38 protein-coding genes and 5 pseudogenes are annotated in these 26309 nt (G+C 53.5%); 12 read left to right on the forward strand and 31 right to left on the reverse strand.

The genetic code is table 11. From position 1 onward, the window contains the following. Positions 1-9: 9 nt before the first annotated feature. From rsxD to blr, 7 genes are all read right to left on the reverse strand, one after another. Positions 10-1062 (reverse strand): electron transport complex subunit RsxD, encoded by a 1053-nt coding sequence (gene rsxD / locus HWQ15_RS17940; protein ID WP_063149325.1) that lies wholly within the window; start codon positions 1060-1062, stop codon positions 10-12. Beyond that, positions 1063-3084 (reverse strand): electron transport complex subunit RsxC, encoded by a 2022-nt coding sequence (rsxC, locus tag HWQ15_RS17945; RefSeq protein ID WP_023299963.1) that lies wholly within the window; start codon positions 3082-3084, stop codon positions 1063-1065. Next, positions 3077-3655: an electron transport complex subunit RsxB gene (gene rsxB, locus HWQ15_RS17950; protein ID WP_015570664.1), complete on the reverse strand. Its 579-nt coding sequence runs from the start codon at positions 3653-3655 to the stop codon at positions 3077-3079. Before rsxB ends, rsxC begins: the two co-directional genes overlap by 8 nt. Further along, complete coding sequence (rsxA, locus tag HWQ15_RS17955) at positions 3655-4236, reverse strand: electron transport complex subunit RsxA (RefSeq protein WP_022647920.1); 582 nt, start codon at positions 4234-4236, stop codon at positions 3655-3657. Before rsxA ends, rsxB begins: the two co-directional genes overlap by 1 nt. 76 nt (positions 4237-4312) lie before the next feature. Continuing rightward, on the reverse strand, positions 4313-4753 hold the full coding sequence (locus HWQ15_RS17960) for a DUF2569 domain-containing protein (RefSeq protein ID WP_063149327.1): 441 nt from the start codon (positions 4751-4753) through the stop codon (positions 4313-4315). A gap of 85 nt (positions 4754-4838) precedes the next feature. Beyond that, entirely contained in the window at positions 4839-5054 is a 216-nt protein-coding gene (ydgT, locus tag HWQ15_RS17965) for a transcription modulator YdgT (protein WP_000217941.1), read from the reverse strand. 229 nt (positions 5055-5283) lie between these two features. Beyond that, positions 5284-5409, reverse strand: a complete 126-nt coding sequence (gene blr / locus HWQ15_RS17970; protein WP_151884424.1) for a division septum protein Blr — start codon at positions 5407-5409, stop codon at positions 5284-5286. Between the two features lie 239 nt (positions 5410-5648). On the opposite strand from blr, the gene HWQ15_RS17975 reads away from it, so the two are divergent. Next, a complete protein-coding gene (locus tag HWQ15_RS17975) occupies positions 5649-6689 on the forward strand; it encodes an oxidoreductase (RefSeq protein ID WP_023306015.1) in 1041 nt (346 codons plus the stop codon). A gap of 56 nt (positions 6690-6745) precedes the next feature. Here the strand turns inward: HWQ15_RS17975 and add are convergent, their stop codons facing one another. From add to gamL, 17 genes and pseudogenes are all read right to left on the reverse strand, one after another. Further along, positions 6746-7744, reverse strand: a complete 999-nt coding sequence (add, locus tag HWQ15_RS17980) for an adenosine deaminase (RefSeq protein WP_022647922.1) — start codon at positions 7742-7744, stop codon at positions 6746-6748. Between the two features lie 96 nt (positions 7745-7840). After that, the gene (locus tag HWQ15_RS17985; protein WP_063149328.1) at positions 7841-9013 is read right to left on the reverse strand and encodes a MalY/PatB family protein; all 1173 of its coding nucleotides are present in this window, start codon (positions 9011-9013) and stop codon (positions 7841-7843) included. A gap of 49 nt (positions 9014-9062) precedes the next feature. Continuing rightward, positions 9063-10469, reverse strand: a pseudogene (gene malX / locus HWQ15_RS17990) (maltose/glucose-specific PTS transporter subunit IIBC); the annotation flags it as partial. Positions 10470-10513: 44 nt separating this feature from the next. Then, the gene (locus HWQ15_RS17995; RefSeq protein ID WP_023332828.1) at positions 10514-11794 is read right to left on the reverse strand and encodes a site-specific integrase; all 1281 of its coding nucleotides are present in this window, start codon (positions 11792-11794) and stop codon (positions 10514-10516) included. Positions 11795-11826: 32 nt separating this feature from the next. Then, the gene (locus HWQ15_RS18000) at positions 11827-12075 is read right to left on the reverse strand and encodes an excisionase family protein (protein WP_022650951.1); all 249 of its coding nucleotides are present in this window, start codon (positions 12073-12075) and stop codon (positions 11827-11829) included. Positions 12076-12189: 114 nt separating this feature from the next. After that, positions 12190-12462, reverse strand: a pseudogene (locus tag HWQ15_RS18005) (DUF550 domain-containing protein); the annotation flags it as partial. Positions 12463-12519: 57 nt separating this feature from the next. Further along, a complete protein-coding gene (locus HWQ15_RS18010) occupies positions 12520-12759 on the reverse strand; it encodes a DUF4222 domain-containing protein (protein WP_063940193.1) in 240 nt (79 codons plus the stop codon). A gap of 15 nt (positions 12760-12774) precedes the next feature. Further along, positions 12775-13146 (reverse strand): hypothetical protein, encoded by a 372-nt coding sequence (locus HWQ15_RS18015; protein WP_063945717.1) that lies wholly within the window; start codon positions 13144-13146, stop codon positions 12775-12777. Beyond that, a complete protein-coding gene (locus HWQ15_RS18020) occupies positions 13146-13364 on the reverse strand; it encodes a TraR/DksA family transcriptional regulator (RefSeq protein ID WP_063940195.1) in 219 nt (72 codons plus the stop codon). The genes HWQ15_RS18015 and HWQ15_RS18020 overlap by 1 nt, the downstream gene beginning before the upstream one ends. A gap of 97 nt (positions 13365-13461) precedes the next feature. Further along, positions 13462-13680 carry a hypothetical protein gene (locus tag HWQ15_RS18025; RefSeq protein WP_063849973.1) on the reverse strand — a complete coding sequence of 73 codons (219 nt, stop codon included), beginning with the start codon at positions 13678-13680 and terminating at the stop codon, positions 13462-13464. Continuing rightward, positions 13677-14279, reverse strand: a complete 603-nt coding sequence (locus tag HWQ15_RS23265) for a phage N-6-adenine-methyltransferase (protein WP_223862003.1) — start codon at positions 14277-14279, stop codon at positions 13677-13679. Before HWQ15_RS23265 ends, HWQ15_RS18025 begins: the two co-directional genes overlap by 4 nt. A 219-nt stretch (positions 14280-14498) precedes the next feature. After that, positions 14499-15566, reverse strand: a pseudogene (locus HWQ15_RS23270) (DNA cytosine methyltransferase); the annotation flags it as partial. Further along, the gene (locus HWQ15_RS23275) at positions 15563-16021 is read right to left on the reverse strand and encodes a hypothetical protein (protein WP_063849970.1); all 459 of its coding nucleotides are present in this window, start codon (positions 16019-16021) and stop codon (positions 15563-15565) included. The pseudogene HWQ15_RS23270 and the gene HWQ15_RS23275, both read right to left, overlap by 4 nt. Then, the gene (locus tag HWQ15_RS18040; protein ID WP_063849968.1) at positions 16021-16644 is read right to left on the reverse strand and encodes a lambda exonuclease family protein; all 624 of its coding nucleotides are present in this window, start codon (positions 16642-16644) and stop codon (positions 16021-16023) included. Before HWQ15_RS18040 ends, HWQ15_RS23275 begins: the two co-directional genes overlap by 1 nt. After that, complete coding sequence (locus HWQ15_RS18045; RefSeq protein WP_162148171.1) at positions 16641-16922, reverse strand: hypothetical protein; 282 nt, start codon at positions 16920-16922, stop codon at positions 16641-16643. The genes HWQ15_RS18040 and HWQ15_RS18045 overlap by 4 nt, the downstream gene beginning before the upstream one ends. A gap of 23 nt (positions 16923-16945) precedes the next feature. Continuing rightward, positions 16946-17144: pseudogene (locus HWQ15_RS18050) on the reverse strand (hypothetical protein). An 11-nt stretch (positions 17145-17155) separates the two neighbouring features. Next, positions 17156-17440, reverse strand: coding sequence for a host nuclease inhibitor GamL (gene gamL, locus HWQ15_RS18055; RefSeq protein ID WP_063418855.1), 285 nt, complete (start codon positions 17438-17440; stop codon positions 17156-17158). A gap of 123 nt (positions 17441-17563) precedes the next feature. On the opposite strand from gamL, the gene HWQ15_RS18060 reads away from it, so the two are divergent. Beyond that, positions 17564-17761: a hypothetical protein gene (locus HWQ15_RS18060; protein WP_063216523.1), complete on the forward strand. Its 198-nt coding sequence runs from the start codon at positions 17564-17566 to the stop codon at positions 17759-17761. On the opposite strand, the gene HWQ15_RS23280 is transcribed toward HWQ15_RS18060, so the two are convergent. The 4 genes from HWQ15_RS23280 to HWQ15_RS18075 form a co-directional block, all read right to left on the reverse strand. After that, positions 17762-17917 carry a host cell division inhibitory peptide Kil gene (locus tag HWQ15_RS23280; RefSeq protein WP_063216521.1) on the reverse strand — a complete coding sequence of 52 codons (156 nt, stop codon included), beginning with the start codon at positions 17915-17917 and terminating at the stop codon, positions 17762-17764. After that, positions 17914-18072, reverse strand: coding sequence for a hypothetical protein (locus HWQ15_RS23285; RefSeq protein ID WP_042889509.1), 159 nt, complete (start codon positions 18070-18072; stop codon positions 17914-17916). Before HWQ15_RS23285 ends, HWQ15_RS23280 begins: the two co-directional genes overlap by 4 nt. Further along, entirely contained in the window at positions 18069-18299 is a 231-nt protein-coding gene (locus HWQ15_RS18070; RefSeq protein WP_042889510.1) for a hypothetical protein, read from the reverse strand. The genes HWQ15_RS23285 and HWQ15_RS18070 overlap by 4 nt, the downstream gene beginning before the upstream one ends. A 144-nt stretch (positions 18300-18443) precedes the next feature. Continuing rightward, positions 18444-18674, reverse strand: coding sequence for a hypothetical protein (locus tag HWQ15_RS18075; RefSeq protein ID WP_139154040.1), 231 nt, complete (start codon positions 18672-18674; stop codon positions 18444-18446). 761 nt (positions 18675-19435) lie between these two features. On the opposite strand from HWQ15_RS18075, the gene HWQ15_RS18080 reads away from it, so the two are divergent. Further along, on the forward strand, positions 19436-19642 hold the full coding sequence (locus tag HWQ15_RS18080; RefSeq protein WP_063849964.1) for a hypothetical protein: 207 nt from the start codon (positions 19436-19438) through the stop codon (positions 19640-19642). Positions 19643-19665: 23 nt separating this feature from the next. Here HWQ15_RS18080 and HWQ15_RS18085 read toward each other — a convergent pair whose 3' ends face one another. The 3 genes from HWQ15_RS18085 to HWQ15_RS18095 all read right to left on the reverse strand — a co-directional run bounded on the left by HWQ15_RS18085 (position 19666) and on the right by HWQ15_RS18095 (position 21231). After that, positions 19666-19950, reverse strand: coding sequence for a type II toxin-antitoxin system HicA family toxin (locus HWQ15_RS18085; RefSeq protein ID WP_045265467.1), 285 nt, complete (start codon positions 19948-19950; stop codon positions 19666-19668). Positions 19951-19961: 11 nt separating this feature from the next. Beyond that, positions 19962-20258 (reverse strand): DUF1902 domain-containing protein, encoded by a 297-nt coding sequence (locus HWQ15_RS18090; protein WP_045265468.1) that lies wholly within the window; start codon positions 20256-20258, stop codon positions 19962-19964. Between the two features lie 280 nt (positions 20259-20538). Beyond that, a complete protein-coding gene (locus HWQ15_RS18095) occupies positions 20539-21231 on the reverse strand; it encodes a helix-turn-helix transcriptional regulator (RefSeq protein WP_015571542.1) in 693 nt (230 codons plus the stop codon). A gap of 105 nt (positions 21232-21336) precedes the next feature. On the opposite strand from HWQ15_RS18095, the gene HWQ15_RS18100 reads away from it, so the two are divergent. From HWQ15_RS18100 to HWQ15_RS18140, 9 genes and pseudogenes are all read left to right on the forward strand, one after another. Beyond that, entirely contained in the window at positions 21337-21570 is a 234-nt protein-coding gene (locus HWQ15_RS18100; protein WP_003859811.1) for a helix-turn-helix domain-containing protein, read from the forward strand. A gap of 29 nt (positions 21571-21599) precedes the next feature. Then, positions 21600-22142 (forward strand): toxin YdaT domain-containing protein, encoded by a 543-nt coding sequence (locus HWQ15_RS18105; RefSeq protein ID WP_057060256.1) that lies wholly within the window; start codon positions 21600-21602, stop codon positions 22140-22142. Positions 22143-22231: 89 nt separating this feature from the next. Beyond that, positions 22232-22378: a hypothetical protein gene (locus tag HWQ15_RS18110; RefSeq protein ID WP_015571544.1), complete on the forward strand. Its 147-nt coding sequence runs from the start codon at positions 22232-22234 to the stop codon at positions 22376-22378. A 52-nt stretch (positions 22379-22430) separates the two neighbouring features. Then, on the forward strand, positions 22431-23456 hold the full coding sequence (locus tag HWQ15_RS18115) for a replication protein (protein WP_255319021.1): 1026 nt from the start codon (positions 22431-22433) through the stop codon (positions 23454-23456). Beyond that, positions 23453-24826, forward strand: a complete 1374-nt coding sequence (locus HWQ15_RS18120; RefSeq protein ID WP_176587402.1) for a replicative DNA helicase — start codon at positions 23453-23455, stop codon at positions 24824-24826. The genes HWQ15_RS18115 and HWQ15_RS18120 overlap by 4 nt, the downstream gene beginning before the upstream one ends. Then, positions 24816-25130: a protein ren gene (locus HWQ15_RS18125; RefSeq protein ID WP_148745112.1), complete on the forward strand. Its 315-nt coding sequence runs from the start codon at positions 24816-24818 to the stop codon at positions 25128-25130. Before HWQ15_RS18120 ends, HWQ15_RS18125 begins: the two co-directional genes overlap by 11 nt. Next, on the forward strand, positions 25127-25681 hold the full coding sequence (locus HWQ15_RS18130) for a hypothetical protein (RefSeq protein ID WP_176587403.1): 555 nt from the start codon (positions 25127-25129) through the stop codon (positions 25679-25681). The genes HWQ15_RS18125 and HWQ15_RS18130 overlap by 4 nt, the downstream gene beginning before the upstream one ends. Then, positions 25678-25863: a hypothetical protein gene (locus tag HWQ15_RS18135; RefSeq protein ID WP_060460437.1), complete on the forward strand. Its 186-nt coding sequence runs from the start codon at positions 25678-25680 to the stop codon at positions 25861-25863. The genes HWQ15_RS18130 and HWQ15_RS18135 overlap by 4 nt, the downstream gene beginning before the upstream one ends. Next, positions 25860-26300 (forward strand): annotated as a pseudogene (locus tag HWQ15_RS18140) (ead/Ea22-like family protein); the annotation flags it as partial. The gene HWQ15_RS18135 and the pseudogene HWQ15_RS18140, both read left to right, overlap by 4 nt. Between the last annotated feature and the right edge of the window lie 9 nt (positions 26301-26309).

Genomic DNA, 26309 nt, shown 5'->3' on the forward strand with positions numbered 1-26309 from the left:
GCGTAACCCTTAGCGATGACCGTACACGCGTGGACGCGTGTAGTAGTCGATGAGCGGAACGGTGATGTTAGCCAGCAGTACGGCAAATGCCACGCCGTCCGGATAGCCACCAAAGCTGCGAATAAGCCAGACCAGCAAGCCCGCCAGCGCGCCGAAAATCAGACGACCTCGGTTGGTGGTAGAGGCGGTGACCGGATCGGTCAGAATAAAGAATGCCCCGAGCATGGTCGCGCCGGAGAGCAGATGGAGCTGCGGGCTGGCCAGTGACTCAGGTGAGATGACCCAGCCGAGCATTGAACAGACGGCCAGCGTCACCAGGAAGCTCACCGGAATATGCCAGCGGATCGCTTTTTGTTGCAGCAGGAAGGCACCGCCCAACAGGTAGGCCAGATTGACCCACTGCCAGCCCGCACCCGCCAGTACGCCGCTGTAAATAGACGATTTCATCACCTGCTCGACGCTGTGGCCGGCACGCAGGGAGGTTTTGAAGGTATCGAGCGGGGTGGCCTGGCTGATGCCATCCACGCCCATGCGAAGCGCGTTCATATCCGCGCCCATCGCGGTGTGGCCAGTAAAGATAACGTTCAGGGCATCCATAAAGCCGGGCACCGTGGCGGCGATCTCATGCGGCGGCAGCCAGCTGGTCATCTGTACCGGGAAGGAGATCAGTAGCACCACGTAACCAATCATTGCCGGGTTAAACGGGTTATGGCCCAGCCCACCGTACAGCTGCTTGGCGATGATCACCGCAAATACCGTACCCAATACTACCATCCACCACGGGGCGAACGGGGGAATGCTGATGGCAAGCAACAGGCCGGTCAACAGGGCGGAGTTATCGCTCAGGATGCGAGTCACCTCCATTTTGCGCAGCTTCAGGATCGCTGCTTCCGCTGCGACGGCACTGGCGCAACCCAGAACTAACTGGAAAAGCGTACCCCAGCCGAAAAACCAACACTGTACGGCAATACCTGGCAACGCGGCCAGGCACACCAGCATCATAATACGCGATGTCTGGCGCTGGTTATGGGTATAAGGGGAACTTGCAATTCTGAAAACCATTTAATCCTCGTTAACGGCTTGCTGCGCGGCTTTCTTTGCCTGAACACGCGCAATCGCGGCGGCGACTGCGGCTTTGCGTGGATCGTCGTTGGCGGCCGCAGGCCGTTCGTCCTGCTGTGCCGCTTTTCGTGCTTTGGCACGGGCGATGGCCGCTTCAACGGCGGCTTTACGTGGGTCGACAGGCGCTTCACTCTCTTCGGCAGGCTGAAGCTGTGCCGCTTTACGTGCTTTGGCGCGGGCGATAGCGGCTTCAACGGCCGCCTTGCGCGGATCGGTCGCTTCCTGTTCAACCACCACTGTCTGCTGACCGGCTTTACGGGCTTTTGCCCTGGCGATAGCCGCTTCCACCGCCGCTTTACGCGGGTCTGTGTCGGCTTCCGGTTTGGCGTTTTGCGCCTTCTCCGCCTGACGTGCACGCGCTTCGGCTTTACGCGCTTCGCGGGCGGCAATCGCTTCGCTATTGTCCGGCTTTTGGCCAGCCACGATCGCTACCGGCTGAGCGGCAGTCGCGTTCTTCTCCCGCACACGGGCGAGGGCAGCGTTAATCGCATCCTGATCTTTCGCCGCAGGCTGCACGGCAGCCTGCTTATGGCGTTCCTGACGGGCTTGTTTCTCGCGCTCCAGTCGCGCCTGGCGCGCTTCAAAGCGGGCCTTCGCCTCAGCGGCACGTTTTTCTTCCATGGAGATAGCGTAGATTTCGGCTTTCTCCTGACGGAAGTACTGCACCAGCGGAATATTGCTTGGGCAGACCCAGGCACAGGCACCGCATTCAATACAGTCAGCCAGGTTATGCGCCTGGGCTTTATCGTGCAGCTGGCCTTTGCTGTACCAGTACAACTGCTGCGGCAGCAAGTCTGCCGGACACGCATCCGCGCAGGCGCTACAGCGTATACAACCTTTCTCTTCCTGCGTTTCGCCCATCTCCGTTGGGGAAGGGGCGAGCAGGCAGTTGGTAATCTTCACCACTGGCACATCCAGCCACGGCAGGGTAAAGCCCATCAGCGGGCCGCCCATAATGACCATCTGCTCGCTCCCCGGGCAGAAGCCAGCCTGTTCCAGCAGATGATGCACCGGCGTACCCAGACGCGCCCAGACGTTGCCGGGACGGGAGACGGACTCGCCGGTCAGCGTGACGACGCGTTCGGTCAATGGCTCTCCGTCAATCACCGCACGTTTCACCGCGTAGGCAGTACCCACGTTTTGCATCAGCACGCCGATATCGGACGAACGGCCCCCGTGGGGGACCTGTTTTCCGGTCAGGATCTGCGTCAGCTGCTTCGCCCCGCCGGACGGGTATTTGGTCGGGATCACGCGCAGGGCGATATCATGGCTGTCCGCCAGTACCGCACGTAGCATTGAAATGGCCTGCGGTTTATTGTCCTCAATACCGATCAGCACTTCGCGGGGTTGCAGGATATGCGCAAGAATGCGAATACCTTCCACCACCTGCGCGGCACAGTCCTGCATCAGACGATCATCGGCGGTGATGTACGGTTCGCACTCGGCGGCGTTAATAATCAGCGTTTCGATTTTATCGCCGCCGCCGTGAAGCTTGGCGCCGGTCGGGAAGCCAGCGCCTCCAAGACCTGCTACGCCAAACTGATGAATGCGTTCAATCAGCGCTTCACGGCTGCGGGAACGGTAGTCGCTCCAGCCGTCACGATCGATCCAGCGATCTTCCCCGTCGGCTTCAATGATGACGCTCAGCTCAGACAACGCCGAGGGATGGGCAACGGTATGGGGGGCAACAGCCACCACCTTGCCCGAAGTCGGGGCATGTATCGGCAACATACGTCCACGACCAAAGGTCAGCGGCTGGCCGCGAAGGACGGTATCGCCTTCTTTCACGCACAGCTCGCCTTCCGCGCCGATGTGCTGTTTCAATGGCATCACGTAGCGGGTCGCCAGCGGAATTTGACGCAGCGGCGTACCGTTTGACTGGGTTTTCATTTCCGGGGGATGGATACCGCCGTCGAAGTCCCAGATCTTCTCTTTTCTGAAAGCAGAAAATAACTTAAGCATGTTGTTCCACAGGAATATTGCGAACCGGAATGGTCTGAAGATCCCATTTCCAGCTTTCGGTCGTCGTTTCAACCGGGCGGAGTTCTATACACTGCGTCGGGCAGGGGGCCACGCAGAGGTTACAGCCGGTGCACAGGTCCGCCACAACGGTGTGCATGGCGCGGGTTGCGCCTACAATGGCGTCGACAGGGCACGCCTGAATACATTTGGTGCAGCCGATGCAGTTGGCTTCGTCGATAACAGCAAGGGCACGAACGGGCTCCTGCGCCTGTTCATCGCCGTCGACAGGCTGCGGATCGACGTTCAGCAGGGCAGCTATTTTAAGCATGACCGCTTCGCCACCCGGCGCGCAGCGGTTGATCTTTTCTCCCTGCACGCCCACCGCCTCAGCGTAAGGACGGCAGCCAGGGTAGCCGCACTGCCCACACTGGCTCTGCGGCAAAAGCTCATCAATTTTTTCAACCACCGGATCGTCCTCTACCGCAAACCGGCGGGAGGCATAACCCAGAATGATGCCAAAGACGAGTCCCAGTACGCTGATGGACGCGATGGCAATCCAGATAGCACTCATTACAACTTCACCAGACCACTAAAGCCCATAAAGGCCAGAGACATTAAACCTGCGGTCACCAGAGCGATGGCGTTACCGCGAAACGGCGCGGGAATATCCGCCGCTGCCAGACGCTCGCGAATCGACGCGAATAGGACCATAACAAAAGAGAAACCGACCGCCGCGGAAAAACCGTACAGCGCCGACTGCATGAAATTATGCCCAAGGTTGATGTTGAGCAGCGCCACGCCCAGCACAGCACAGTTGGTGGTGATGAGGGGCAGAAAAATACCCAACAGGCGATACAGGGCAGGGCTGGTTTTACGCACTACCATTTCGGTAAATTGCACCACCACCGCAATGACCAGAATAAAGGACAAGGTGCGCAGGTAGAGCATGTCCAGCGGGATCAGGATCCAGGTATCAATCAGCCATGCGCAAATGGAGGCCATCGTCATCACGAAGGTGGTGGCCAGCCCCATGCCCATTGCCGTCTCCAGCTTTTTGGAGACCCCCATAAACGGGCACAGGCCAAGGAACTTCACCAGTACGAAGTTATTAACCAGCACAGTTCCGACAAAGAGCAGTAAGTAATCGGTCATTATTTAGCCTGAAATAAAAGAGCCGCCTATTATCGGATAAACGACAACAGGCCACAACAGGTTAACTGTAAGGTTATTACGGGTTAACGAAGGTCTTCTTAACGCGCGTCGACCGCTTGAAATAGGGCACCAGAAGCGCCGTCGCAAGCAACGGAAAGAGTAGCTGGCGAACCGCCAGTGCGTCAGAAACTGGCGAAAAAGCGAACGCTTTGACGGCAAGCAGCACGGAGACCAGCAGCCAGATAATGTAATGTTTCGGCACGCTTCTGCGGCGTTTGAAGAAGGCGATGGTCAGCCAAAGCGTGTAGTACCACATCGCGAGTGCGAAAACGAACGACACAAACCACGTCGCAATATTGAGCGCGCTCTGAGACATCAGTGTCTGGATAGCATGAGGAGTAACCAGTGCAGTGGTGTAAAGCAACAGCGCCAGCGAAGCGCTTAATAAAGCCACCAGCAGCCATGCCAGCGGGGCGATTAACCAGCCCCCAATTCTCTCTCCAGGCAATGCGGTCATACGCTCTCCCATAGTCTGCGCGAAATGTTATACAGAAATTTGCAGGGCGGAGAGTATATAACATTTCACGCCGAAGGCTACTTTCTTATACAACGTAACGCCAGACAGATTTAGGTACTTCCCCCACGTTGAACAGACGACCGCCAGAGACGAGTTCGGCGCGACGATGGTCAGCCGCGCGGTACATATTGATGATGTCCTGATTATCCGACAGCGTGTAGTTCAGATGGTCAAACAGTTTTTCCAGGCTTTCGAGGGAATTGATCTTGCGAAATTTTAATAAATAGTCCTGAACTGTCATATTAATAAGTTTCCATATAAAAGGGTAATACCCATAAAGGTAATGCGTTCGAATAATAAACGGATTAATAAAGACGTAAACTGTCCACTCGGGTAACGCGACGAAATTAGGAGTTTTCTTTGCGAAGATTCAGGCATCAGCAGATGCCTGGAAGAGAAGGGTAACCCCGTTCATTACGGCTGGCAATACGTTCCATGACGTAATGTGTCACGCTTTATGACGATGCGGCTTACTTTTGTTGAGCAACAGTAACAGGCTCCGGCGGCTGGTAGTTATCGATATGGCTGGCAATGCCGAGCAACACGACTGAAACGCCAAGGACAATCCATCCCGCTAATTCAATGATTCGATTAATTATTGATGACATATTTTGTGTTTGTAATTTATCCATAAATACAGATTACAAATGTTACAGCGGCCTTTTCGACAGAGCAAGCGCTTTGGGAACGATTCCCGGGCCCCATATACACACTTTAAAGCGAGGTAACAAAAAAAGCTGTCGCGAGATGCTATTTTAACTCACAGGGCACATTATTAATCTGTGCGTTAAGCACAAGGCCAGTGATAAATAAGCGCACAGCGAGGGGGCATACGATGAGTGAAAACATCCGCGTCGGTCTTATTGGCTACGGGTACGCAAGCAAAACCTTTCATGCGCCGCTGGTTGCCGGCACGCCGGGAATGGAACTGGCGGCTATCACAAGCAGCGATGAAACCAAAGTCCATGCCGACTGGCCAGCCGTGCCGGTGGTAACGGAGCCTAAGCATCTGTTTAACGATCCTAATATTGACCTTATTGTCATTCCCACCCCTAACGACACCCATTTCCCCCTGGCGAAAGCGGCGCTGGAGGCTGGCAAACATGTCGTTGTCGATAAGCCTTTTACCGTGACGTTGTCACAGGCGCGCGAGCTGGATGCGCTGGCGCGAAGCCTGGGTCGGTTATTGTCGGTCTTTCACAACCGGCGCTGGGATAGTGATTTCCTGACGATCAAAGCGCTGATAAACGAAGGCACGCTCGGCGAAATTGCTTTTTTTGAGTCTCACTTCGATCGTTATCGTCCGCAGGTGCGAGATCGCTGGCGCGAGCAGGCGGGACCGGGCAGCGGCATCTGGTATGACTTAGCGCCGCATCTTCTCGATCAGGCCGTTCATCTGTTTGGTCTGCCCGTAAGCATGACGGTCGATTTAGCGCAGCTCAGGCCGGGGGCGCAGACCACCGACTATTTCCACGCCGTTTTGAGTTATCCGCAGCGGCGCATTGTGCTGCACGGGACAATGCTTGCGGCGGCGGAATCGGCCCGCTATATCCTTCACGGGGCGCGCGGCAGCTATGTGAAGTTCGGCCTGGATCCGCAGGAAGAGCGCCTCAAAAATGGCGAACGCTTACCGCAGGAGGACTGGGGCTACGACATGCGGGACGGGGTGGTGACGCGTGCGGAGGGTGAGGTACTGGTTGAAGAGACGGTGTTGACCCAGCCTGGGAACTATCCGGCGTATTACGCCGCAATTCGTGACGCGCTGAACGGTTCAGGTGAAAATCCGGTTCCGGCGAGCCAGGCAATCCAGATTATGGAGCTCATCGAGCTGGGGATCGAATCCGCCAAACATCGCGCAACGCTCTGTCTGGCATAAGTGCCAAACGCTTTCGTAGGCCGGGTAAGCGCAGCGCCACCCGGCAGTAAAGAGGACTACTGAGCAACTTTATCGCGCAGCGCCTGTTTCTCTTCAGGCGTCAGGAAGGCGATCTCCAGCCCGTTGATTTGCGCCTGACGGATCTGCTCGCGGCTCAGCCCGGCCTGCGGCGCGGCGATGTTGTATTCGTGAATAATATCTACGCCCTGAACCGCCGGATCGTCCGTGTTCAGTGAAGCCAGCACCCCGTGTTCAAGGAAGGTTTTCAGCGGGTGTTGCGCCAGCGACGCCACTGTACTGGTCTGAATATTTGAGGTCAGGCAGGATTCGATTCCAATACGTTGTTCAGCGAGGAAATCCATCAGCGCGCGATCTTCAATGGCTTTCACACCGTGACCAATACGTTCCGCACCCAGTTCACGAATGGCCTGCCAGATGCTTTCCGGCCCCGCGGCTTCGCCAGCATGAACGGTAATATGCCATCCTGCATCACGTGCGCGGTTGAAATGAGACAGGAACAGGCTGCCCGGGAAGCCCAACTCATCACCGGCCAGGTCGATGGCGGTGATCTGGTCGCGATGCGCCAGTAACGCTTCCAGCTCCTGAAGACAGGCCGCTTCACCGAAGGTACGGCTCATAATGCCGATCAAACGCGCCTGAACGTCAAAGGTTTTGCAACCTTCACGCACGCCCTCAATGACCGCTTCAACCACGCCCGCTACGGGGAGACTGTGGGTCATCGCCATATAACCCGGAGAGAAACGCAGTTCGACATAGTGCAGGCCGTTGCGAGCGGCATCTTCGATGTTTTCAAAGGCGACACGGCGACAGGCATCGAGCGAGGCCAGCATTTTCACGCCCCAGTCAAGCTTGCTCAGAAAACTTACCAGATCCGGCTCGTTCGACGTCACCTGGACATGGGGGATCAGGGTTTCAAGCGTTTCGGCAGGAAGCGTTAAATTGAACTGGCGACCAAGATCGAGAATAGTTTGGGCACGAATGTTCCCGTCGAGGTGGCGGTGAATATCAGTTAAAGGCAGGCGTGTATCAATCATGGTCGCACTCTTTGCTGGTTAAAGTGCGCCATATTATAAAAACAAAACGGGGGAAAAAGCTATTTGCGCAAGGGAATATTCCGTTGCGCAAATTATTTACAGTAGAGTGTTGATGCCAGCGATAAGGCGCTGAACGCCCTGTTCAAGCTTACTACGCGGACAACCAGCGTTCAGTCGCACATAGCCTTTTCCTTCATCCCCATAAGTATATCCCGGCATGATGGCCACTTTTTGCTGTTCAATCAGCACGTTTTGCAGCGTATTGTCATCAATACCGAGTGGGCTGAGATCAATCCAGGCCAGATAGGTGGCCTCTGGCGGTTGCCAGTTGAGTGTCGGAAATGCAGCATTCAGTTCGTCAGCAATGTAGCACAGGTTTTCTTCGAGATAGGTCCGCAGCGCGTCCAGCCAGGGTTCGCCCTGCCGGTAAGCAGCAATGTGCGCGGTCAGCGCCAGCACGGAAGGGGAAGAGAGTCCGTCCCGCCCTTTTAAGGCATTCAGATAGGCGTTACGGCTGTCGTCATCGGCGATAAGCCCCCAGGCGCCCGTCAGTGCCGGAATATTGAAGCTTTTGGAACCCGAGGTCAGCAGCGCCCATTTACCGCGTGCAACCTCATTCCACGGGGTATGGCGATGCGTGCCCCATACCATGTCCATATGAATTTCGTCGCTGATTACCGCCACATCATGACGGCTGCAAAGCGTTGCAATAGTGGCCAGCTCTTCCCGCGTCCAGACTTTGCCGGTTGGATTTTGCGGGCTACACAGCAGCAGAACCGTGTTTTCCGGTTTTGCCAGCGCCGCTTCCAGCGCGGCCATATTGCCGTCCCAGCCACGCGCCGTTTTCTGCATCGGCACGGAAACAACGGTACGCTGGTTGCCTTCAATGGCTTTATAAAAGGCATCGTAAGCCGGGGTATGAACCACCACGCCGTCGCCAGGCGCGGACCATATGCGGATCAGCTCCGAGACTATATAAATGACCGACGGCCCATACACTACGGTTTCGGTATCAATCTGACTGTTAAAGCGTTGCCGGAACCAGTGCGCCACGGCAGCCAGAAATTCGTCATTTTTCCAGCGGCTGTAGCCAAACACGCCGTGGTTGATGCGCTGGTGCAGCGCATCGGTAATACAGGGAGCGGTAGCGAAATCCATATCAGAGATGGTGAAGGGCAGCAGGTCGGCAGCCCCAAAACGGTCAGCGACATAATCCCACTGGGTACACCAGGTGCCGTGTCGATCCACGACGGTAGAAAAATCAAACATGACGGTGCTCCGTAAAGTAAAACCCCCTCATGACGAGGGGGGCGAGGCATCAGGCTTCGACGGTTCGCATCAGGGTTGCCAGCTCATCCTTCACTGACTGTACCTGCGGGCCAATGACGACCTGCAAATTGTGTTGATTTAACTGTACCACGCCGATAGCCCGGTTAGCTTTAAGTGCATTGGTATCCACTTTGGACATGTCCGCCACAGACAAACGCAGGCGGGTGATGCAGTTATCCAGAGAGGTAATGTTATCCGCACCGCCCAGCGCCGCCAGAATAGCCGGCGTGTTATATCCGGATTTCCCAACGGTACCGGCCACTGCCTGTTCAACGCTGGTGGCCGTATCGGTATCGCGGCCAGGCGTTTTCAGGTTAAAGCGGGTGATGGCGAAGCGGAAGATCCCGTAGTAAACCGCGAACCAGATGGCGGCCACAACCGGCACCAGGTACCACTTGGTGGACAGGCCGTGCAGGATACCGAATACCACGAAGTCAATCACGTTACCGTCAGTGTTACCGATGGTTACACCGAGCACAGCCATCACGGTGAAGCCCAGGCCTGTCAGTACGGCGTGGATGAGGTACAGCACCGGTGCCACGAACAGGAACAGGAACTCGATAGGTTCTGTCGTACCGCCCACCACGCAGGCAATAACGCCGGAGATCAGCAGGCCTTTAATTTTATGACGATTTTCCGGGCGGGCGCAGTGGTACATCGCCAGCGCAGCGCCCGGCAGGCCGCCGAGGAAGGCAGGCATTTTCCCCTGAGAGAGGAAACGCGTCGCACTTTCAGAGAAGCCGTGCGTGGTCGGGCAGCTCAGCTGGGCCTGGAAGATGGTCAGCGCGCCGCTAACGGAATGACCGCAAACGTCCATAGTGCCGCCTGCTTCAGTAAAACGGATCAGGGCAACCAGGATGTGCTGTAAACCAAATGGCAGCAGCAGACGTTCACCCGTACCGAAAATCATCGGGCCGAAATCACCCGCGCCGTTGATAATGCGGCCAATACCGGTGATCCCCATGGCAAAAACCGGCCAAATCAGAGGGATGAACAGACCAAACAGACCCATCACAACCAGCGTAATGATTGGCACAAAGCGGGTGCCGCCGAAGAAGGCCAGCGCATCGGGCAGGCGGATGTTATGAAAGCGCTCGTGCAGCATCCAGATGATCACTCCCGCGATCACGGCTCCAAGGATCCCGGTATCGATGGACTGAATTCCAATCACGCTCTGAATGTTATTGGCTTTCAGTACCACCGCGTCGGTCGTGGGCAGGATCCCTTTGGCGGTCAGCCAGAAGTTAACCGCAAGGTTCATGACCGCATAGCCAACGAAGCCCGCAAACGCCGCCACGCCTTTGTTTTCGCGCGCCAGACCCAGAGGAATGGCGATACAGAACATTACCGGCAGGAAGCTAAAGGCAAAAGAGCCGACCTTGCTCATCCAGATGAATCATGATTGAAGTGATATTAATATGTTAAATCAGATAGTTAAGGTTATGCGGTTTTTCTATGGGGCATCGGTGGGGCATTTTGAGTAAATGATGCGTTCAAAATGCCCACCTGGTCATGGTTATTCTCGGTCATCCATTTACCGTAAACCGTGAATAGCATTTGCGCTGACGAATGGCCCATCTGGTGCGCAACGAAATTTGGGTTCGCTCCGGCGACCAGTGCCCAGCACGCATATGTGTTCCTGGTTTCATAAGACCGTCTTTGTCGGACGCCTGCACGACGCAGGGCAGTGCGCCAGGCTGAATTAATGGATCCTGGGACGTAGCACATCGTCTTCTTACCGTTCATTGAAGTAATGGACGGCGAGAATATAAAGGTGCATTCATCGGTTCTCTTTTTTTTGTATTCCCGTAGGCTGACGCTTACCTTGTGGGATGCCATCATTCTGGTCAGTGGCATTTGCGCCTTGAGTGCATCAATTGCTGGCTGGGTCAGCTGTATTGTTCGAATCCCGGCGTTGGTTTTTGGCAGGGTGAAGTTTCCCTTCAGGGAATAGTTCCGTGACACTGTAACAGTCCAGTTGACAGTATCCACATCCTCCCAGGATAACGCGCTTAGTTCGCCATGCCTGACGCCTGTATTTACCGCAAAGATAACCATATTCTGAAACTGTAGCGTTGGGCAGGCCGCAACCACTCTCTGATACTCATCAGAAGTAAGAGGATCTGGAATGGGTCTTTCTTTTGCGAGAGGGGTAATACCTGCCATCAGATCGGTTTTCAGGTAGCCACTTTTGAAAGCAAAGCTCAGCATCCCGCCAAGGCATGCCATATAGCTATTGACTGTAGGAACGCTTCTTCCCTTTTTGGGTGGATGATTTAGACCATGTCTGGTCTTCTGCCAGCCGTTCAGTAGCTCCTTCCTGGCACTAAGGATATCTTCAGTGTTCAGGCTGCCGATATACCTGTGCTCACCAATTGTTTCGATAGTGGTTGTGAGGTGGCAATCGTAACGCCTCAACGTCCCGAGGCTAAGCTCCATCTCTTTAAGCCCAAGCCATTTCGATTTCAGTTCAAGTAGTGAGATTTGCTTTCTGACAGTGCTGAATTTCTCTGCGTTCGATGAATCAGGGAATTGCGAGGCATAATTGAATGTGCCTGTCTTTATCGCAAAGCAGACTGAAGCCCGAAGTTCGCCTGCCATTTTCCTGTTTTTTGGCGTGTCAGGAACGCCGAGATTTTCCCTGACACGCTTCCCCTGATATATGAACCATATGCGTAACGATTCGCCATGAACCTCTACGCCTGTTGGGTATGCTGCCATAATCATTCCTCGTTTGATGTGCCAAAGGACATTTAAGCAGATATTCTCCGGCGTTTCGCTGGGCTTTGGTGCTCGATCCAGTGGTTTATCTCATCGCGGTTATACATGATTGGGCTGTTTTGCTTAGGTGCCATATCAGGGGCAACATGGCGATAATGCTTTCCCTCCATCCAGGTAGACCGGCGGGCATGCTGAATCATGTGCTTTGACATGCCGGTTGTCGCAGTTAAAAGTTCCTCTGTGACCCATTTATTCGGTACCAACTGAATAATGTCGCTCATGGTTTTCTCCAGGCAAAAAGAAGCCGCCCGTAGGCGGCAATAACATCAAGGGATGTGAGGCAGTGCTTTCGCACCCAATAGCCAGCTCATAACTGGCTATCAGTTGCGTCATGGTTTGATGTGGAGGCGCGGCTCGCCGTCTTTCGGCTCCGGCCACTGGCGCGCCATATTCACCTTCAGCTTTTCTTCCAGCGCCGCGGTGATTTGCTCATCGGTGATGCCTGCGCGCCGCTGCGCGTCCCAAAGCAGGAACTGCATATCAGCCCACTCGCTGAGGTCGCCAGGAGCGGCGGCAGCTTCCAGCGCTTCTTTCGAAAGGTGTTTCAACGGCCCGATGGGTCCGACATTACCGAAGGTCTTTTCTGACCATTCAGCGTGGCGCCGCCGGATCAGGTTTCTGGTGAACTGTGATTTCTTCGATTCGTAAGGTTTCACGCTCTCTCCTCATGCCGCGCGCTGGGCACGCAGCGATTTAATGTGCTCGCTCGTCTCCAGTTCGGCGCGTATCTGCGCCGCCTCACGGTGATCGAGGTGCTCAAAGTCATTGGTGAATCGGTCGATTGAAGCGGTGTTGATCCGGCCCTGTCGCCAGTAGCGGACTATTTCTGATGTGACTGAATGGATTATTACCGGCCAACCGGAATTGTCAGAGTAAATCTGACCACGTTGAATTAGCTGGAACATTGGTTAATCTACGCATCACTTAACCTTTCGCTCGCGCTCGAACTTCCGCTTCCAGTTGTCTAGATTCCTGCGAGCAATCTCTGTCATGCCGTTTCCGTACTGGTATTTTTGGCGATGGTGCCGGCATCTGAACCATATCCATATGGCTGTAAGCCAAAACGTAAGAGGCCAGATAATCACCCCAACGAGAGCAACAAATAGCACTAAAATCACGAATGGCAGTTCGCGTACCTCTGTGTCTAAAAAATTCTCCGCCACACCGAGAACCGCCAGAAACACGCCGTCATATTGCGCTGCTGTATACGCCATGCAGTCGAAATAATTGAAGTCGTATCCGTCCGCCGCGGCCCATGTCGGGTTATCTAGGAAGTGTTGTAGAGTAAGCATCACATCCTCCCAATCTTCTTACGCAATTCCATATTGCTCTGGCACTCGACGCACATCGTGCATCCCGGATATGCTTTCCGGCGAGCATCCAGTAACTTGTCACCACACTCCTCACAGTGCGTAGCTGATACTGCTGAGTGGTTGAGTCTGTGCATGCTCAGTGCCGCTTCACGCTGTAAATCTTCAAGCGTTGATGCGTTATCGATAATGTCAGCCATAGTCAGTGCTCCATGAACTGTCGGTTAATTCGGTTGAAGGTGAACGCGAGAAAATAAAAAGGCCGCATTAGCGACCTTGTGATTCGTTTGGTTAGCGTCATGATTCCACTCCGTACCGGCCTTGCATCCGGCCGATGCTGCTAACGAATGCCACCAGGCTGATACCAAGCGGAGCAATTTTCTGGTGATGTTTTTTCAGGATCGGAGGCACTACCACATTCCATTTCGGCTTTGGTCTGGCTTTAAGTGCCTGGCGGATTTCATCGACGCATTTACGTCCCTGTGCACGGATGGCATTTTCCTGTTCTGGCGTCATGCGGCCTCCCGGCGGGCGAGAAGTTTCGCCCCGAAAGCCATAAGCTCGTCCCGGTCCACAGTTGCGAAGTGGCAGTGTGTACGCGGGTAAGGTCGCCAGATGATGAGCATCGACCCTTTGTTATTTCCCGATACTGGCTTACCAGTGACCGGGTTGATAAATGCCAGTCGCCCGGCGGTGATAAAGCGAACCTCACTGGCTGTTTGAATAGCCTCCTTAAACCAGCCAACCGAAGTATCAGCGGGTACCAACATGACCGTGCCGATCTGATTGGCGCTCTCGGCTGCAGCCTTCTTAACGAACGGCGTGATGTCGCTATATGGCGGATTAAGCCAGACGTATCCAGGCACATTCAGGTAATCAGCCCAGGGCGTTTCCAGCGTGTTCTGCTCGGCGGTGATAAACTTCCGGCATAGCGCATTATGCGGCGCTGCGGCGGCATCCAACTGAAAGCAGAACTCAGCATTAAGGGAAGCGAAGAGGGCTGGAGGAGTACGCCAGAGGTCACGCTGGTCGAGCGGTGTTTTACTTCCGCCATAATCACCATTCAACTTCTCTACTGGCAGCGCTGCGGCGATGCGCTCACCGATCCAGCGCATAACCGGCACAGCCATAGAGTTACCTATCGCCTTGTAGCGCGGTCCATCGGCCGCCCGCCCACAGCACTCTTCAAACGTCATCTTTCCACCGCGCATCAAGTATTTGGCAAAATCACGGTCCATTTTTTCGGGGCTTACTTTGCGACCGTATTCAATCAAGGTGTGATCGTCGGGGAATCCCTGCAGGCGCTCACACTCACGGGGAGTCAGGCGGCGAACCTGCATACCCCACCCGATAGCTCCGACCCCCATACCAGCGCGGCCGCCATTCGGTGTCAAAAGCGCGTTGGCAGTTCCGTCATTTCTCACTTCGACCGTGCTCCCTTCTGACCGCCCACGGATTGCCAATGTGAATGGTTCAGTAACTATCGCGTTTTCCTGTCCGTTGTTGCGTCCGAGCGTGTGCGCAAGTTCTCGGTTGGTATCTGGATCCTGCGTGCCGTGCACTGCGAAAGTCTCAGTATCAAAATCCAAACTGATCCCATGCGCGGTGCAGGCGGTCGCCACATCAATATGACCGGCAGTATTGCCACCGCCAAAAGCAATCAGGTGTCCAGCTTGTGCCTGATTGTCGTCTGCGCCACACGTTCCAACGCCTCGTGCAGTAAGGGCGGCAACAGCCTTTTGCGTTTCTCGGTGTGGCGGAGAATCCCGGCGCACGCTGTCGAGCTCAAAAAGTACCGCTGCGGGATCGAATCCTTTTCGAGCACTTGCGACAACGAACACACGGCGGCGTCGTTGGGCCACCCCGAAAAATTGAGCATCAAGGATGCGCCAGGCGATAACCCTTTCTGGTCCAGACACACAACCAGCGTGCGTCCATTTTCCCCCTGCTGGCTGCAATTCACAGCTTTCTCCGGCAAGTCCTGCCAGAAAGCACCCGAAGGCATTGTCTTTGCTGCTGAGCACGCCGGGGACGTTTTCCCAGACGATGATTGCTTCTGGCTCACCGCGTTCGCGGCGCTTTGCATCGATTGCATTGGCTAATTCCACGTAAGAGAGGGTTAACTGGCCGCGGTCATCAGACAGGCCTTCACGTAAGCCGGCGATGCTGAATGCCTGGCAAGGCGTACCACCGACAAGAACATCAGGCGCTTCGACATCACCAGTGCGCACCGCATCGGATATTTTGGTCATGTCGCCGAGGTTGGTTACTTCCGGCCAGTGGTTGGCGAGAACTGCCGAAGGGAAGGGTTCGATTTCAGAGAACCAGGCTGGCTTCCAGCCGAGAGGTTCCCACGCTTTGCTGGCAGCTTCGATACCGCTGCACACGCTTCCATATTTCATGATGTACGCTCCGGATCGTTAACATCCCAGCCATTACGCTCAATATTCACAGCCAGACGCTTATCTCCGACCTCTTCGATACTCCGTCCGGTCATCTCTGAGACTTCTGCGTTTGTGTGGCGCCACAGGTATGCAACTTCTTCTGCTGTCCATTCAGGCATGACTTTTCCTCCTGACGATCGGGAAAGTGAGTTGCGCTTGCTGCGCACGGAGTGGATAGAGCGGCCGGTTGCCGCGGCGATTTCCTCTGGAGTGAATCGACCAAACAGAAACAACTCTGCTTTGGTCCATTGTCTGCCTGTCATTCTGGAAGGTAGAGGAGCGCCGATCCGTGTCGCCTGAGTGGTGACTGCGCGTTCCGTGCGCTCGAGTTTTTCGGCGATAAGTGGAAGAGGCATTGTTTTGCAAGCGTCATAGAGGAATAGGTTTTCCCATGGCTGCCAGGTTTCTGCCATCACATAACCTCCATGATTCTCGCTTTTGTTTCAGCTATGAGTTTTATGAAATCCTGCCGACGAGATCTCAGTCTTTCTATCTCTGTTTCACATTCGGCGGCCGTTAGGCGATAGACAATGAGCTGCTTGCCATCCGGGAAGTCTGAGCAGTAGCTGATGAAGTCCACCCAATCCCTGCCAGAGCAATCAAGGTGACCGACCAGTTGCCATCTGTATGCCGGATCGAAGGAACCGCGGGTGAGGGTGGAATAGTGAGTGGCGGCAATGACCGACTTAATCTCAACGAGCCCGTCCTGGCCAACGAGGCCGTCGGGGCTGTCGCCGTACGTGTCGTGATCAAAGAAACCGCCGTTATCCACGTCGACGAAGTTCATCTCTTCGTACAGCATGCGGGCAATTGGCTCCTGTTCGTGCCCGCGCTCCATGTGGTCGTTTGAGAAGCCAAACTCAGACTTGCACCCCTTAATCTGCTCCAGAGCCAACTGTAGAGCGTAACGCTTGGCCGGTTCGCCAAACGCTTTACCATCGTTAGCCATGATCAGACCGAAGTTTGAAGCGGTGGCCTTACCCAGGCGAAGAGCATCCCACTCTTCACCGTTTTGCTCGACGTCGTGCCAGATCATGATGAACACTCCTGCTCAAGTTGGCGGCGATGTTCTGGAGAAATGTCCATTCTCGCCAGCACTGCATCAAGGTTGCCATCGCGCTTGAAGGCGGCCTTAGCGTTATTCCATGCCTGCGTTTTTTCCGGTGAAAGCACCGGCTTTGTAACGCGTGCCGGGCTTAAGCGGAGGCCTTCAACCGATTCCTTTCCGAACCGGACATTTTTATCGACGTAAACAGTGACCTTTACGCCAACCCAATCTTCAAGGAATGGCGAGCCGGTAATGCTTTTCAGCATCTTGCTGTTCGTGGCATTCAGAATCATCGGCTTAAGCTTTTCGCCAGGGCGCAGCTCACGCTCTTCAAAATAAGCAGTGTTAAAAACGTCTTTGGATTTTTTTGTTTTGTCGTTTTCTAACGTTGCCCGGGCGATCGTCAGCACCGTTGGCTCAACGATATCGGCGCTGCTCAGGTAAGGGGAGTCAAAAGCTTTTCGGTAGTGAGTTTTAGTTTCAGACATTTCATGCATCCTTAAAACGGGCAGCCGGTACGGTGTTCCCAGTCGTATTCCGCCTGGGCGTAAGCAACTGCCGAAATGAAATCGTTGTAGGCCTCGCCAGCTTTATCGCTGCGAAGTCCTTCGTATGGGCTGGAGTCAATAGGTACGGAGAAGTGGAAGAGGCCGGACGGCTCTTTTGGCATCATGTCGATGATTTGCTGCGCCCGGTCGTCGATCCACTTCTCTTTCTCGTCGGTGAGCTGCTGCTCAACCCAGCGCCGGTCTTCGATACGGTCGTAAGTGAGGAATGCGTTCATGGCTGAACTCCTGAAATTTGGATGTGCAAAGCCCGGTACAAATTGGCTACCAAAGCGCGTGAATTTGATGATTTATTGCTGATTGGCTAAATTCATGACTCCACCATTAAAGAGGTTGCGATCATGGAATTTATTGCTTTCAGTGAAGGGGACGTGGTTGCTATATCAGGTGATGATGATGAATGGCTTGTGGAGCAATTCCATCCTGATTCTCCCGATACTGACGTTACTATCTATAACCTGAGGACTGGTGACTATATTGCTCAGAATTACAAGGATATGCGGCGAAGGATAGTCAGGGTAATCAGGCATGAGGAATAATTACTGCGTCGAAACCTGACGTCCGCGATACCACGGCATGCCAGCAGCTCTTTTCATCTCTTCGTTGGCTTCCATCCATTTGGCGCCATTGCGCTGCGCTTTGGCGTCACGAGCTTTCTGCTGCGCAAGCCGCAGCAACTGATGATTGATAGTCATACCTTCACCTCAACCTGTTCCAGGAGGCCAGCGATATGCATCTGCCAGCGGTTAAGCGTCAGCTTGTCACGCGGTGCCGATAACGACGTCAGCTGCCACTCGTTATCGTTGAGCTTTTTGGCGGTGTACTGCTTTCCGTTGTGGGTTACTGTCATGATGCCTCCCGGGCGCGTAGCATTGCGTCTGCCATTTCGTAGGCCTCAGTTGCAGTGCATGCATCACTTGCCATCCATTCAGGATTGGACAATTTGCCCTGCATTGCCTTTGCTGCGAAATAGTCTCGCAGCGACATACCACCATTGGTAATAACCTCTTCCACGCCTGGGGCTACCGGCTTTCTTATGTGAGGAAAAGCTGGTCCGCCATGATTTTCTTTGCTCATATTCATCTCCACGCTTAAGGCCGCGCCGCCGAACGTTAAACAAGACTTCTGCGCTAATGGGCGGTGGATGGCCGCCGGTTGTCATAAATGGGCAGACTCGAAAATCTGCCTATGTATGGCCGATAAAAAACCCGCCGTGGCGGGTCAATCGCTTGTTACTGTGTAACCTTCGTTTTCAAGCCAGCGAACCACATCAGATTCATCCATTGCATCAAGAAGTGATGCCGCCGTGTACTCAGAAATAATTTCTTCCGGCTTAACACATTCAACTAACTCGATACTGTCGATATCGATTTCCATATGCCTATTCCATCCGTCGCCGTATGGGTTAATAGAGTTAATTTGTTTAACTTTTAACGTCGCATCTATTGCCATCGCCTTACCCTCTGTCGTTACCCGCTGATGCGGGAGAAATGCTTTGGTGCTGGCTCCCCACAATGAAGCAGGGAAGGCCGTCGTCGCCTTGGTGAGCCATTACCTCACCAACTAGCTGATAACCGTCTGCCAGCCCAAAGCACTCACCAAAAACCCCGACATCGCCGGGGTTTCCGAAAGCATTTGTGGTACCGATTATTTGTGAGCGATATAGCTTTGCCGTCGCATAGAAGCTCCTTTGTTGCGTGGGTTGATGAATCGAAATGCTTTGGTGATTGGATGGCCGTAGTAGGATTACGGCGCCATGCTGTTCTTTCGCTTAAAGCTTTTCCAGGCTGCGTCTTTCTGACGGCAGTTCAGCCCGCATTCATCCAATCCCAAAACATCCCTGTATTGGTCAGCGCCAACTCTCTGCCAGTGTTGCCCGTTCTCACGCCGTTCTCGCTCTCGCGCGGGGATACTCTCTCACCGACCGGATCGCACCCGGTGATACTGCACGTTTACGTGTAGGGGTCTTAACAGGTCATTGACGCTGTAAATCTGCATGTTGTTAAAAAGCAGGCGACTTGCTGTCCGCCGCTGGCTAACTTCGCTCAGCTGTCGATGTTTCGTTTCGATGGGCTTATTAAAAACCATAGTTGTTTTATCGTCAACAACAATAGTTGTATTAATGATTAATGTGGTTTTATTTGGTTGTTTTTAAACGAAATTTATTTTTAGCTCCGATGATGGTATGTTTGAAAAAACATCAGGAGGTGGCTATGGATCGTGATGAGCTTGCAGATGACCGGATAGCCTTCATGGCTGGAGAGGTTGGGTGTGTGGTGTTCGAGCTGGTTTACAACGGGATTGAGATTAACAAGGACAACATTGTGGGATTTCTGGAAGGGAAGCGTAAAGCCGTCGGGAACGTGATTCACAAAGGGATGTTACGGGATGCGACTGAGATGGTCCGGAAGGGTAAATAAAAACCCGGCGCGGTGGCCGGGTTTTAGCTGGTGATTTGAAATCCTATATCTTCAAGCGTAGCGTCACCTCTGCATAATGCGTGAAAGTGGCGATCTTTCAGCCCGGCTTGTTTAGCCATGGATTTTATCAAATCTCTGGAAAATGGGGCGTGATGCTTATCAACTGTAACCACCCATTTCCCTTTGCTGTTCTTGAGAACCCATTGTTCGTGAGAGGTTCCTGTTTTGGGTTTCATTTCAAACCCCATTTTCTTAAGCCCTCTGATTACCTCGTCGTATTTCAAAGGGGTAAGCTTTTTCAAGAACATGTAATGCAGTCCTAAGCATGAGCATCACAAGGTTCAGCAAAGAGCTTTGCTTCACCTCGTTTTCTGACAAAGACCTGAAAGGCGATCACCCAATACTTTAGCCACATAGATAGCGGTGCTTTACGGCTAAGTAATTGTTTTGCATATTCCGGTTCTGATAGTGCTTCAGTGAAAAAGTCTTTAATCTGTTCGTCCAGTTTTTTTACGGCGTCCTGCATGGTATCTGCTTGCGCTGCCAATGACAGGTCTAAACACGCAGCTACGTAAACGCCGTTCTGCTGGTAGGCCATGCAACGTAAGGTTTTCATTTTGTATCTCCTCAGAAGCTCTCATATAGGAGCTTAAGTGAAGTTTACCCTATAGGTGATTTTAGGCAACTCAAAAAATAGATAAAAATGTAAATGTCAAGGAGTGGGGTTTATTAATCTGAATTTTTATACAGTGTAATTGTTTTGTATGAAAAATTCGCCATCCTTAACCAAACGTCTCATCAGGCCACCATAAGCACGATCGCAACAACCGAGAGCAAAGTAACCACGCCTACTATCAGATATTCTCTTATCACCCAAACACCTCATCAGGCCACTGCTACAGTTTGTTGTAAGCTATCGATTCATGGATCAGCGCTTTTCCCATGATGTAGAGCTGGTCCTGATTCTCTTCTGTTACATACCAGTCTTTGTAAGCCGGGTTATCTGAAAGCACGGCTAATTGCAGGCCCTGCATTTGCAGACGCTTAACATGGAAGTGCTGCCCAAAGACAAATGCGTATACTCCGTCAACCTTGAAGTTCCTCACTGACACATCGAAGAAGAGGCGATCACCAGACTGAATCGTTGGACACATACTGTCACCGTCTACAGTCATCACCTTCACATCATGCTGTGCGCGATTGCCGAAGAGGGCGCGGGCATGCTCATTTGTGAACTCAATAGCATGCAGAACTTCTACAAACTCAGAAATCATGAATGATCCCGGTCCCGCACTAACAGTGAGGTCGAGAACGTCTACGCGGAATACGTCCGAAGCTGCATTAGTTAATAAAGCTGCCCCTGATTGCTTTCCGTCATTAAGCATCGCCCCTTCTCCAGAGCTGAGCCAATCAGGCATTACCCCGAGCGCGTTAGCAATTTCCACAAGCTTGGTGGTCTGGCTGGCTTTTCCTGTTTCAATTTTCTGAATAGCCGCCTGGCTAACACCCACGAGATCCCCGAGCGCCTTTTGTGTCAGGCCTCGTGCCGCGCGTGCTTCTTTCAGTCTTCCAGCAAGTGTCGTTTTCATAAGGTTAAATGTACAACCGTGGTTTTATTCCATCAAACGAAAATGGTTGTTGACTAAATACAACCATAGTTTTATTCTTCATTCATATTCACTACGGAGGTTGTTATGAACCCAACCATTAAAACCGCTATCACCATTGTCGGCTCTCAAAAAGCCCTTGGTGAAGCGTGCGCAGTGTCGCAGCAGGCGGTTTACAAGTGGCTACACAACAAAGCGAAGGTTTCTCCGGAGCATGTGAACAGCATCGTAAAAGCAACTGGTGGCGAGATTCAGGCATACCAGATTCGCCCTGACTTGCCGACGCTGTTTCCGTCACCGGCCGACAACAATGCCGCTTAACGGCGGCCTTAACAACGAAAGGGAAAGCAATGCATTCACTTGCGTATCAACACAATACCGGAATACACCCGGGAGCGGTGATAAACCGCGCTCAACCTAAGGCGGCGCCAGACCACGAAAAGATCCGCGATGCGGTCCGGGCATGGTCGTCGGCGCTGGACAATCAGGACGTCGTTTCGGCGCTGATCATCAACGAATACCGGGAGCAGGGCGGGAACTACATAAGCTTTCCGGAAGACATCAGCCGGGCGCGGCAGAAGCTGTTCCGCTTTCTGGATAACCGCTTCGACTCCGAGCAGTACCGCGAGAACGTGCGCCAGTTGACACCGGCAATCATGGCCGTCCTGCCACTGGAGTACCGCAACCGCCTGGCGCCGCAGAACGACACGATGTCGCTGATCGCCTCTGCGATGAAAGAGTGCGCTGAAGCTAAACAGGCCGTGCTCCTGGACGCTCCAGAGCATCAAAAGCTGAAAGAGGTAAGCGAGGGTATAGCGTCGCTGTTTCGCCTTATGCCTGAGCAGGTAGGCCCGCTGATGACGATGGTGACGTCGATGCTGGGGGTTATGTGATGGGAAGTTTCAAAAATGGCGAAAGCCAGTCTGCGCGAACAGAACTGGCCTTCAGATGCAAATCGTGTGCACTCATTGCAGGAGGAATAATGGCAAAAAATCCACGCTATTACCATACCGCTGTACATAAAAACATAACCCGCGACCGCTTCATCCGCTCGGTTAATCCGATTGTGGCAGAGAAGATGCGCGCCATCCTGGAAGAACTGAAACGTAAGGAGAGTGGCCGTGGGTAACCTCGCAAAAGTAATACCTTTCAGACCGTCTGTATCGGTCGTGGAGCGTCAGGTGGCAGATATCGATGATGGGTATACCCGCATCGCTAACGAGCTGCTGGAAGCGGTTATGGCTGCTGATTTAACGGCTCGCCAGCTGAAGGTCGTTCTGGCGGTGATCCGCAAAACCTACGGGTTCGGGAAAAAGTTTGACCGCATTACCAATACACAGATATCAGGGATGACCGGTATTCACCATACGCATGTCTGCAAGGCCAAGAACGAGATGATTGCGATGAACATCATCGTTACCAACGGCCTTGCGATCGGGGTGAATAAGCTGATTTCTGACTGGAATTTCAGCATTAGCCAAAATGGCAAATCATTAGCCGAAACAGCTAATGAAACATTAGCCAAGTCAGCTAATACCAATAAGCCAACTCAGCTAAACACAAAAGAAACTATTCAAAAGAAAGAAAGAAAAGATCCCCCTAAATCCCCCCAGGGGGAAAACTCACTCGCTCAGGAGGTGATGGATTACTTCAACGAGCTAACGGGTAGTCGTTGTGCTGCACTGGCGCCTTTCGAGAAAGCTCTCTCCACGGTGAAGAGCAAAGACCAGTGCTACACCGCTGAAGAGCTGAAACTGGTTATCCGCTGGGCCCATGTGAACTGGGGCCACAGCTTCAAGCCAGAGAACCTGTGCCGTATGACCCGCTTTGATGGATACCTGTCAGACGCCCTGATATGGGCAGATGGTCATGGAAGCAACCCGAAAGCCTGTCCGCACGAAGAGATCATCAAGCTCTGGAATGAAAAATTCCCTTCGAAGGCCGTTTCGCTGCATGAGTGGAACCGCCGCCGTCCGGCCTATCGAGACCTGGAAGCTGTGTGGAACGGCAAAACCACCCAGGGCAACTGGCGAGAACTGAAGCACATGGGAATGGCCTTCGAGCTGATTAGCAAGTCTTCCCTGTTCGGCACCAGAGGCGATCAGCCATGGCTGACTCTCGACTGGATACTGAATCCGAAGAACTGGGGATCTGTCTACGAGCAGGCCATCAACGAGCACCGTGAGCGCAAGGGAGTCAAAGCATGAGCCGTTTTATCGATTTGTACGTTGAGCAGGCCGTCATCGGCGGGATCATGCTCGCAGCGGGCCGCACAGACGGCGTTGACATGGCGACTGACGCGATTGAGGGGCTGACTGAGGACCACTTCACAGCAACGCCTCACAAGGTGGCTCTGCGGTCCTACAAACGCCTCAACGAGTCCGGGGAGAAGATAGACCTGCTGACGTTGACCAGCGACCTTGAACGGCTTGGCGCGCTGGAAAGTGCCGGGGGATTCGCTTACCTGGCTGAATGCAGCAAAAATACACCGTCGTTCGCGAACCTTGCCTCGTACTGCGAAAAGTTGCGGGAAATGCATCTCGGCCGCCGGATGACCCTGGCGTTACAGGTTGGGATCCAGAAGCTGTCCGAACCAACGACCGAGGGTATCGCAGACATCATCGGCAACATTCAGGCCGACATCTCTGGAATTGAGCACAGCGCTGACTACGGAACTGAACACATCACCACTGGCATCGATATGTCGCTTGAAACCATCCAGGCGATCATCAATGGCGACATCTGGAAATACAAAACAGAGCTCGGCATGTCGACCATCGATAGCGCTTTCGGAGGATTCAACAATACGGATTTTATCGTTGTTGGCGGACGTCCTGGCATGGGGAAAACCATGTTTAGCACCACAGTGACAGAAACCGTAGGCCTGAAAAACAAAAAGCCGGTGCTGTTCTTCAGTCTCGAAATGCCAGTGGAACAAATCTCTGAGCGAGTCGCTTTCCACCGGGCGCGGGTAAGCAAAGAAGATCTGCTGAGCAAAGTTAGCGGGAAAATGGACGAGGCATGGGGGAAGGTTAGTCACTGCATGAAGGAGTTCATCGACTCTCCGATCTACATCAATGACAAGCCATCCCTGAGCGTTCACCAGGTGCGTGCGGAAGCGCGGCGTATGAGTAAGAAGTTGGGCGGACTGGGCGTGGTAATCGTCGATTATCTCCAGAAGATGCGGATGTCAGACCCGGAGAACATGAACCGCAGCGTAGGGGAGATCGCTACGGGCCTGAAGAACCTGGCGAAAGAATTGCGTTGCCCGGTCATCGCTTTGGCCCAGCTGAACCGAAACCTTGAACAGCGCGCTAATAAGCGTCCCGTTGCCGCAGACCTGCGAGAGTCTGGCGTCATTGAGCAGGAAGCCGATGTGATCTTCATGGTTTACCGGGATGAGAAGTACAACGAAAACACCGAACTGAAAGGCATCACCGAAATCATCTGTGTGAAGGCCCGCCATGCTCCGGGTGCAGAAAAGACCTACCACTTCAGCAGCCGCTACTCCGGCCTGGACCCGGTAGATTTCACCTACAGCGGTCAGATGCAACAGGAGGCTGACTATGAGTGCTAAGTCCATGACAGGGCGTGAAGCTATTGAGTGGTATCTGGAAGGTTACGGTTCATTCACCGCTGAACTGGTATGCGAAGCAACCGGAGTGTCCCGCTCTCAGGTGCTGGCGGCATCGTTCAAGATGCGGCAGAACGGCGAGATCGTCCTTCGCGAACGTAACTGGCGCACCAATGTTTACGTGGCCGCCGAAGACGACGAAGGGAAGCCGATCAATCGCGAGGGCGAGAACACAATTTTCCAGGGATGCCGCAACAGCGCGGCGATGAAGCGAGTATTGATGGTTTGGGGGAGGGCAGGGGTATGAGCGTGAAACGTTATGAGTGGATGGCCTGTGATGAGCATGCGTGCCATTGCGACGTGGTAGAGAGTGCTGAAGGCGATATGGTTGATTACGAAGACTACGCCGCACTTGAAGCCAGATGCGCGGCGCTGGCTGCGGAGAATGCACTTTTGAAAAAATCGGAGCCAGCACCATTCAGTAAACTGATGATGGAGGCGCTTGATGTTTATCAGGCGGGCGCTGACGAAGTGCCAGAGTTGGCAATGCTGAGCGCATATAAAAAACTGCGAGATGGACTAAAAACCCCGGCGACGGACGCTTTCCTGGCTGAAGTGCGAGCGCAGGCGCGTAACGAAGGCATCAACTATGCAGCCAGTCGTCTCGCCGCTGCATTCAATCACGGTTTCGTTGATAAGCCTCTGGCTGAAGTATACGACGTGGTGCGCATGATTATGACGACTAAAGAAGACCTGGCAAACGACCCATTACCAGCTACGGACGGTTTGTCCGGCGAATATGCAGAGAAGTTTCTCGCAGAGTTTTCCGCCCAGCTTCGCAAAGGAGTGCAGTCATGAAAAACCGTAAAGCAAAAATCATCATTCTTCGCGCCCTGAAAAACTGCTACCCGCGCCAGTGGCTGAACGTAAGCAATCGCCGCATGGTTCTCTTCACGCTAGGTGGTGTTAGCCGTGAAGGGCATCAATTCAAAAAGAGCGCAGCACAGAATCGCTGGAAGAATCATGTGAGGTTCCAATGAGCAACATCGACAAACTTATGGAAAAGCTGAAATCGGCTGCGCTAAAGCTTAACTGCGAGCAATGGCAAACACGCAATGGCTTTAGCGGCGTTGAGGTGATTGTTAAAGGCAGTGTGGCAAAGGGGCATGGTTGTGTGAGTTATCAGCCGGTCGCTTCTGAACTGGTTGATACCAAAACGGCAAAGGCAATCGCTTTATTTTGTCCGGCCAACATTTTGGCGCTGCTGGATGAGCTGGAAGCAAAAGACGCGAAAATAGCCAACCTTACCGCCGAACGCGATGCTCTTCGTGAAGGCGCGATGGGTGACGCGAAGCACAGCAATACCCGTGCTGCGGCCGATATCTATTTCCAGTTAGTCGAGGAGTGCGAAATACCTGCCGGCGGCTCCCTGGTTGAGTATATAAGCGATCTGCGTGAGCGCGCCGCAGCCGGTAAAGGAGAGTAA

The organism is Enterobacter sp. DSM 30060, from assembly GCF_013375955.1.
Classification (GTDB): Bacteria; Pseudomonadota; Gammaproteobacteria; order Enterobacterales; family Enterobacteriaceae; genus Enterobacter; species Enterobacter intestinihominis.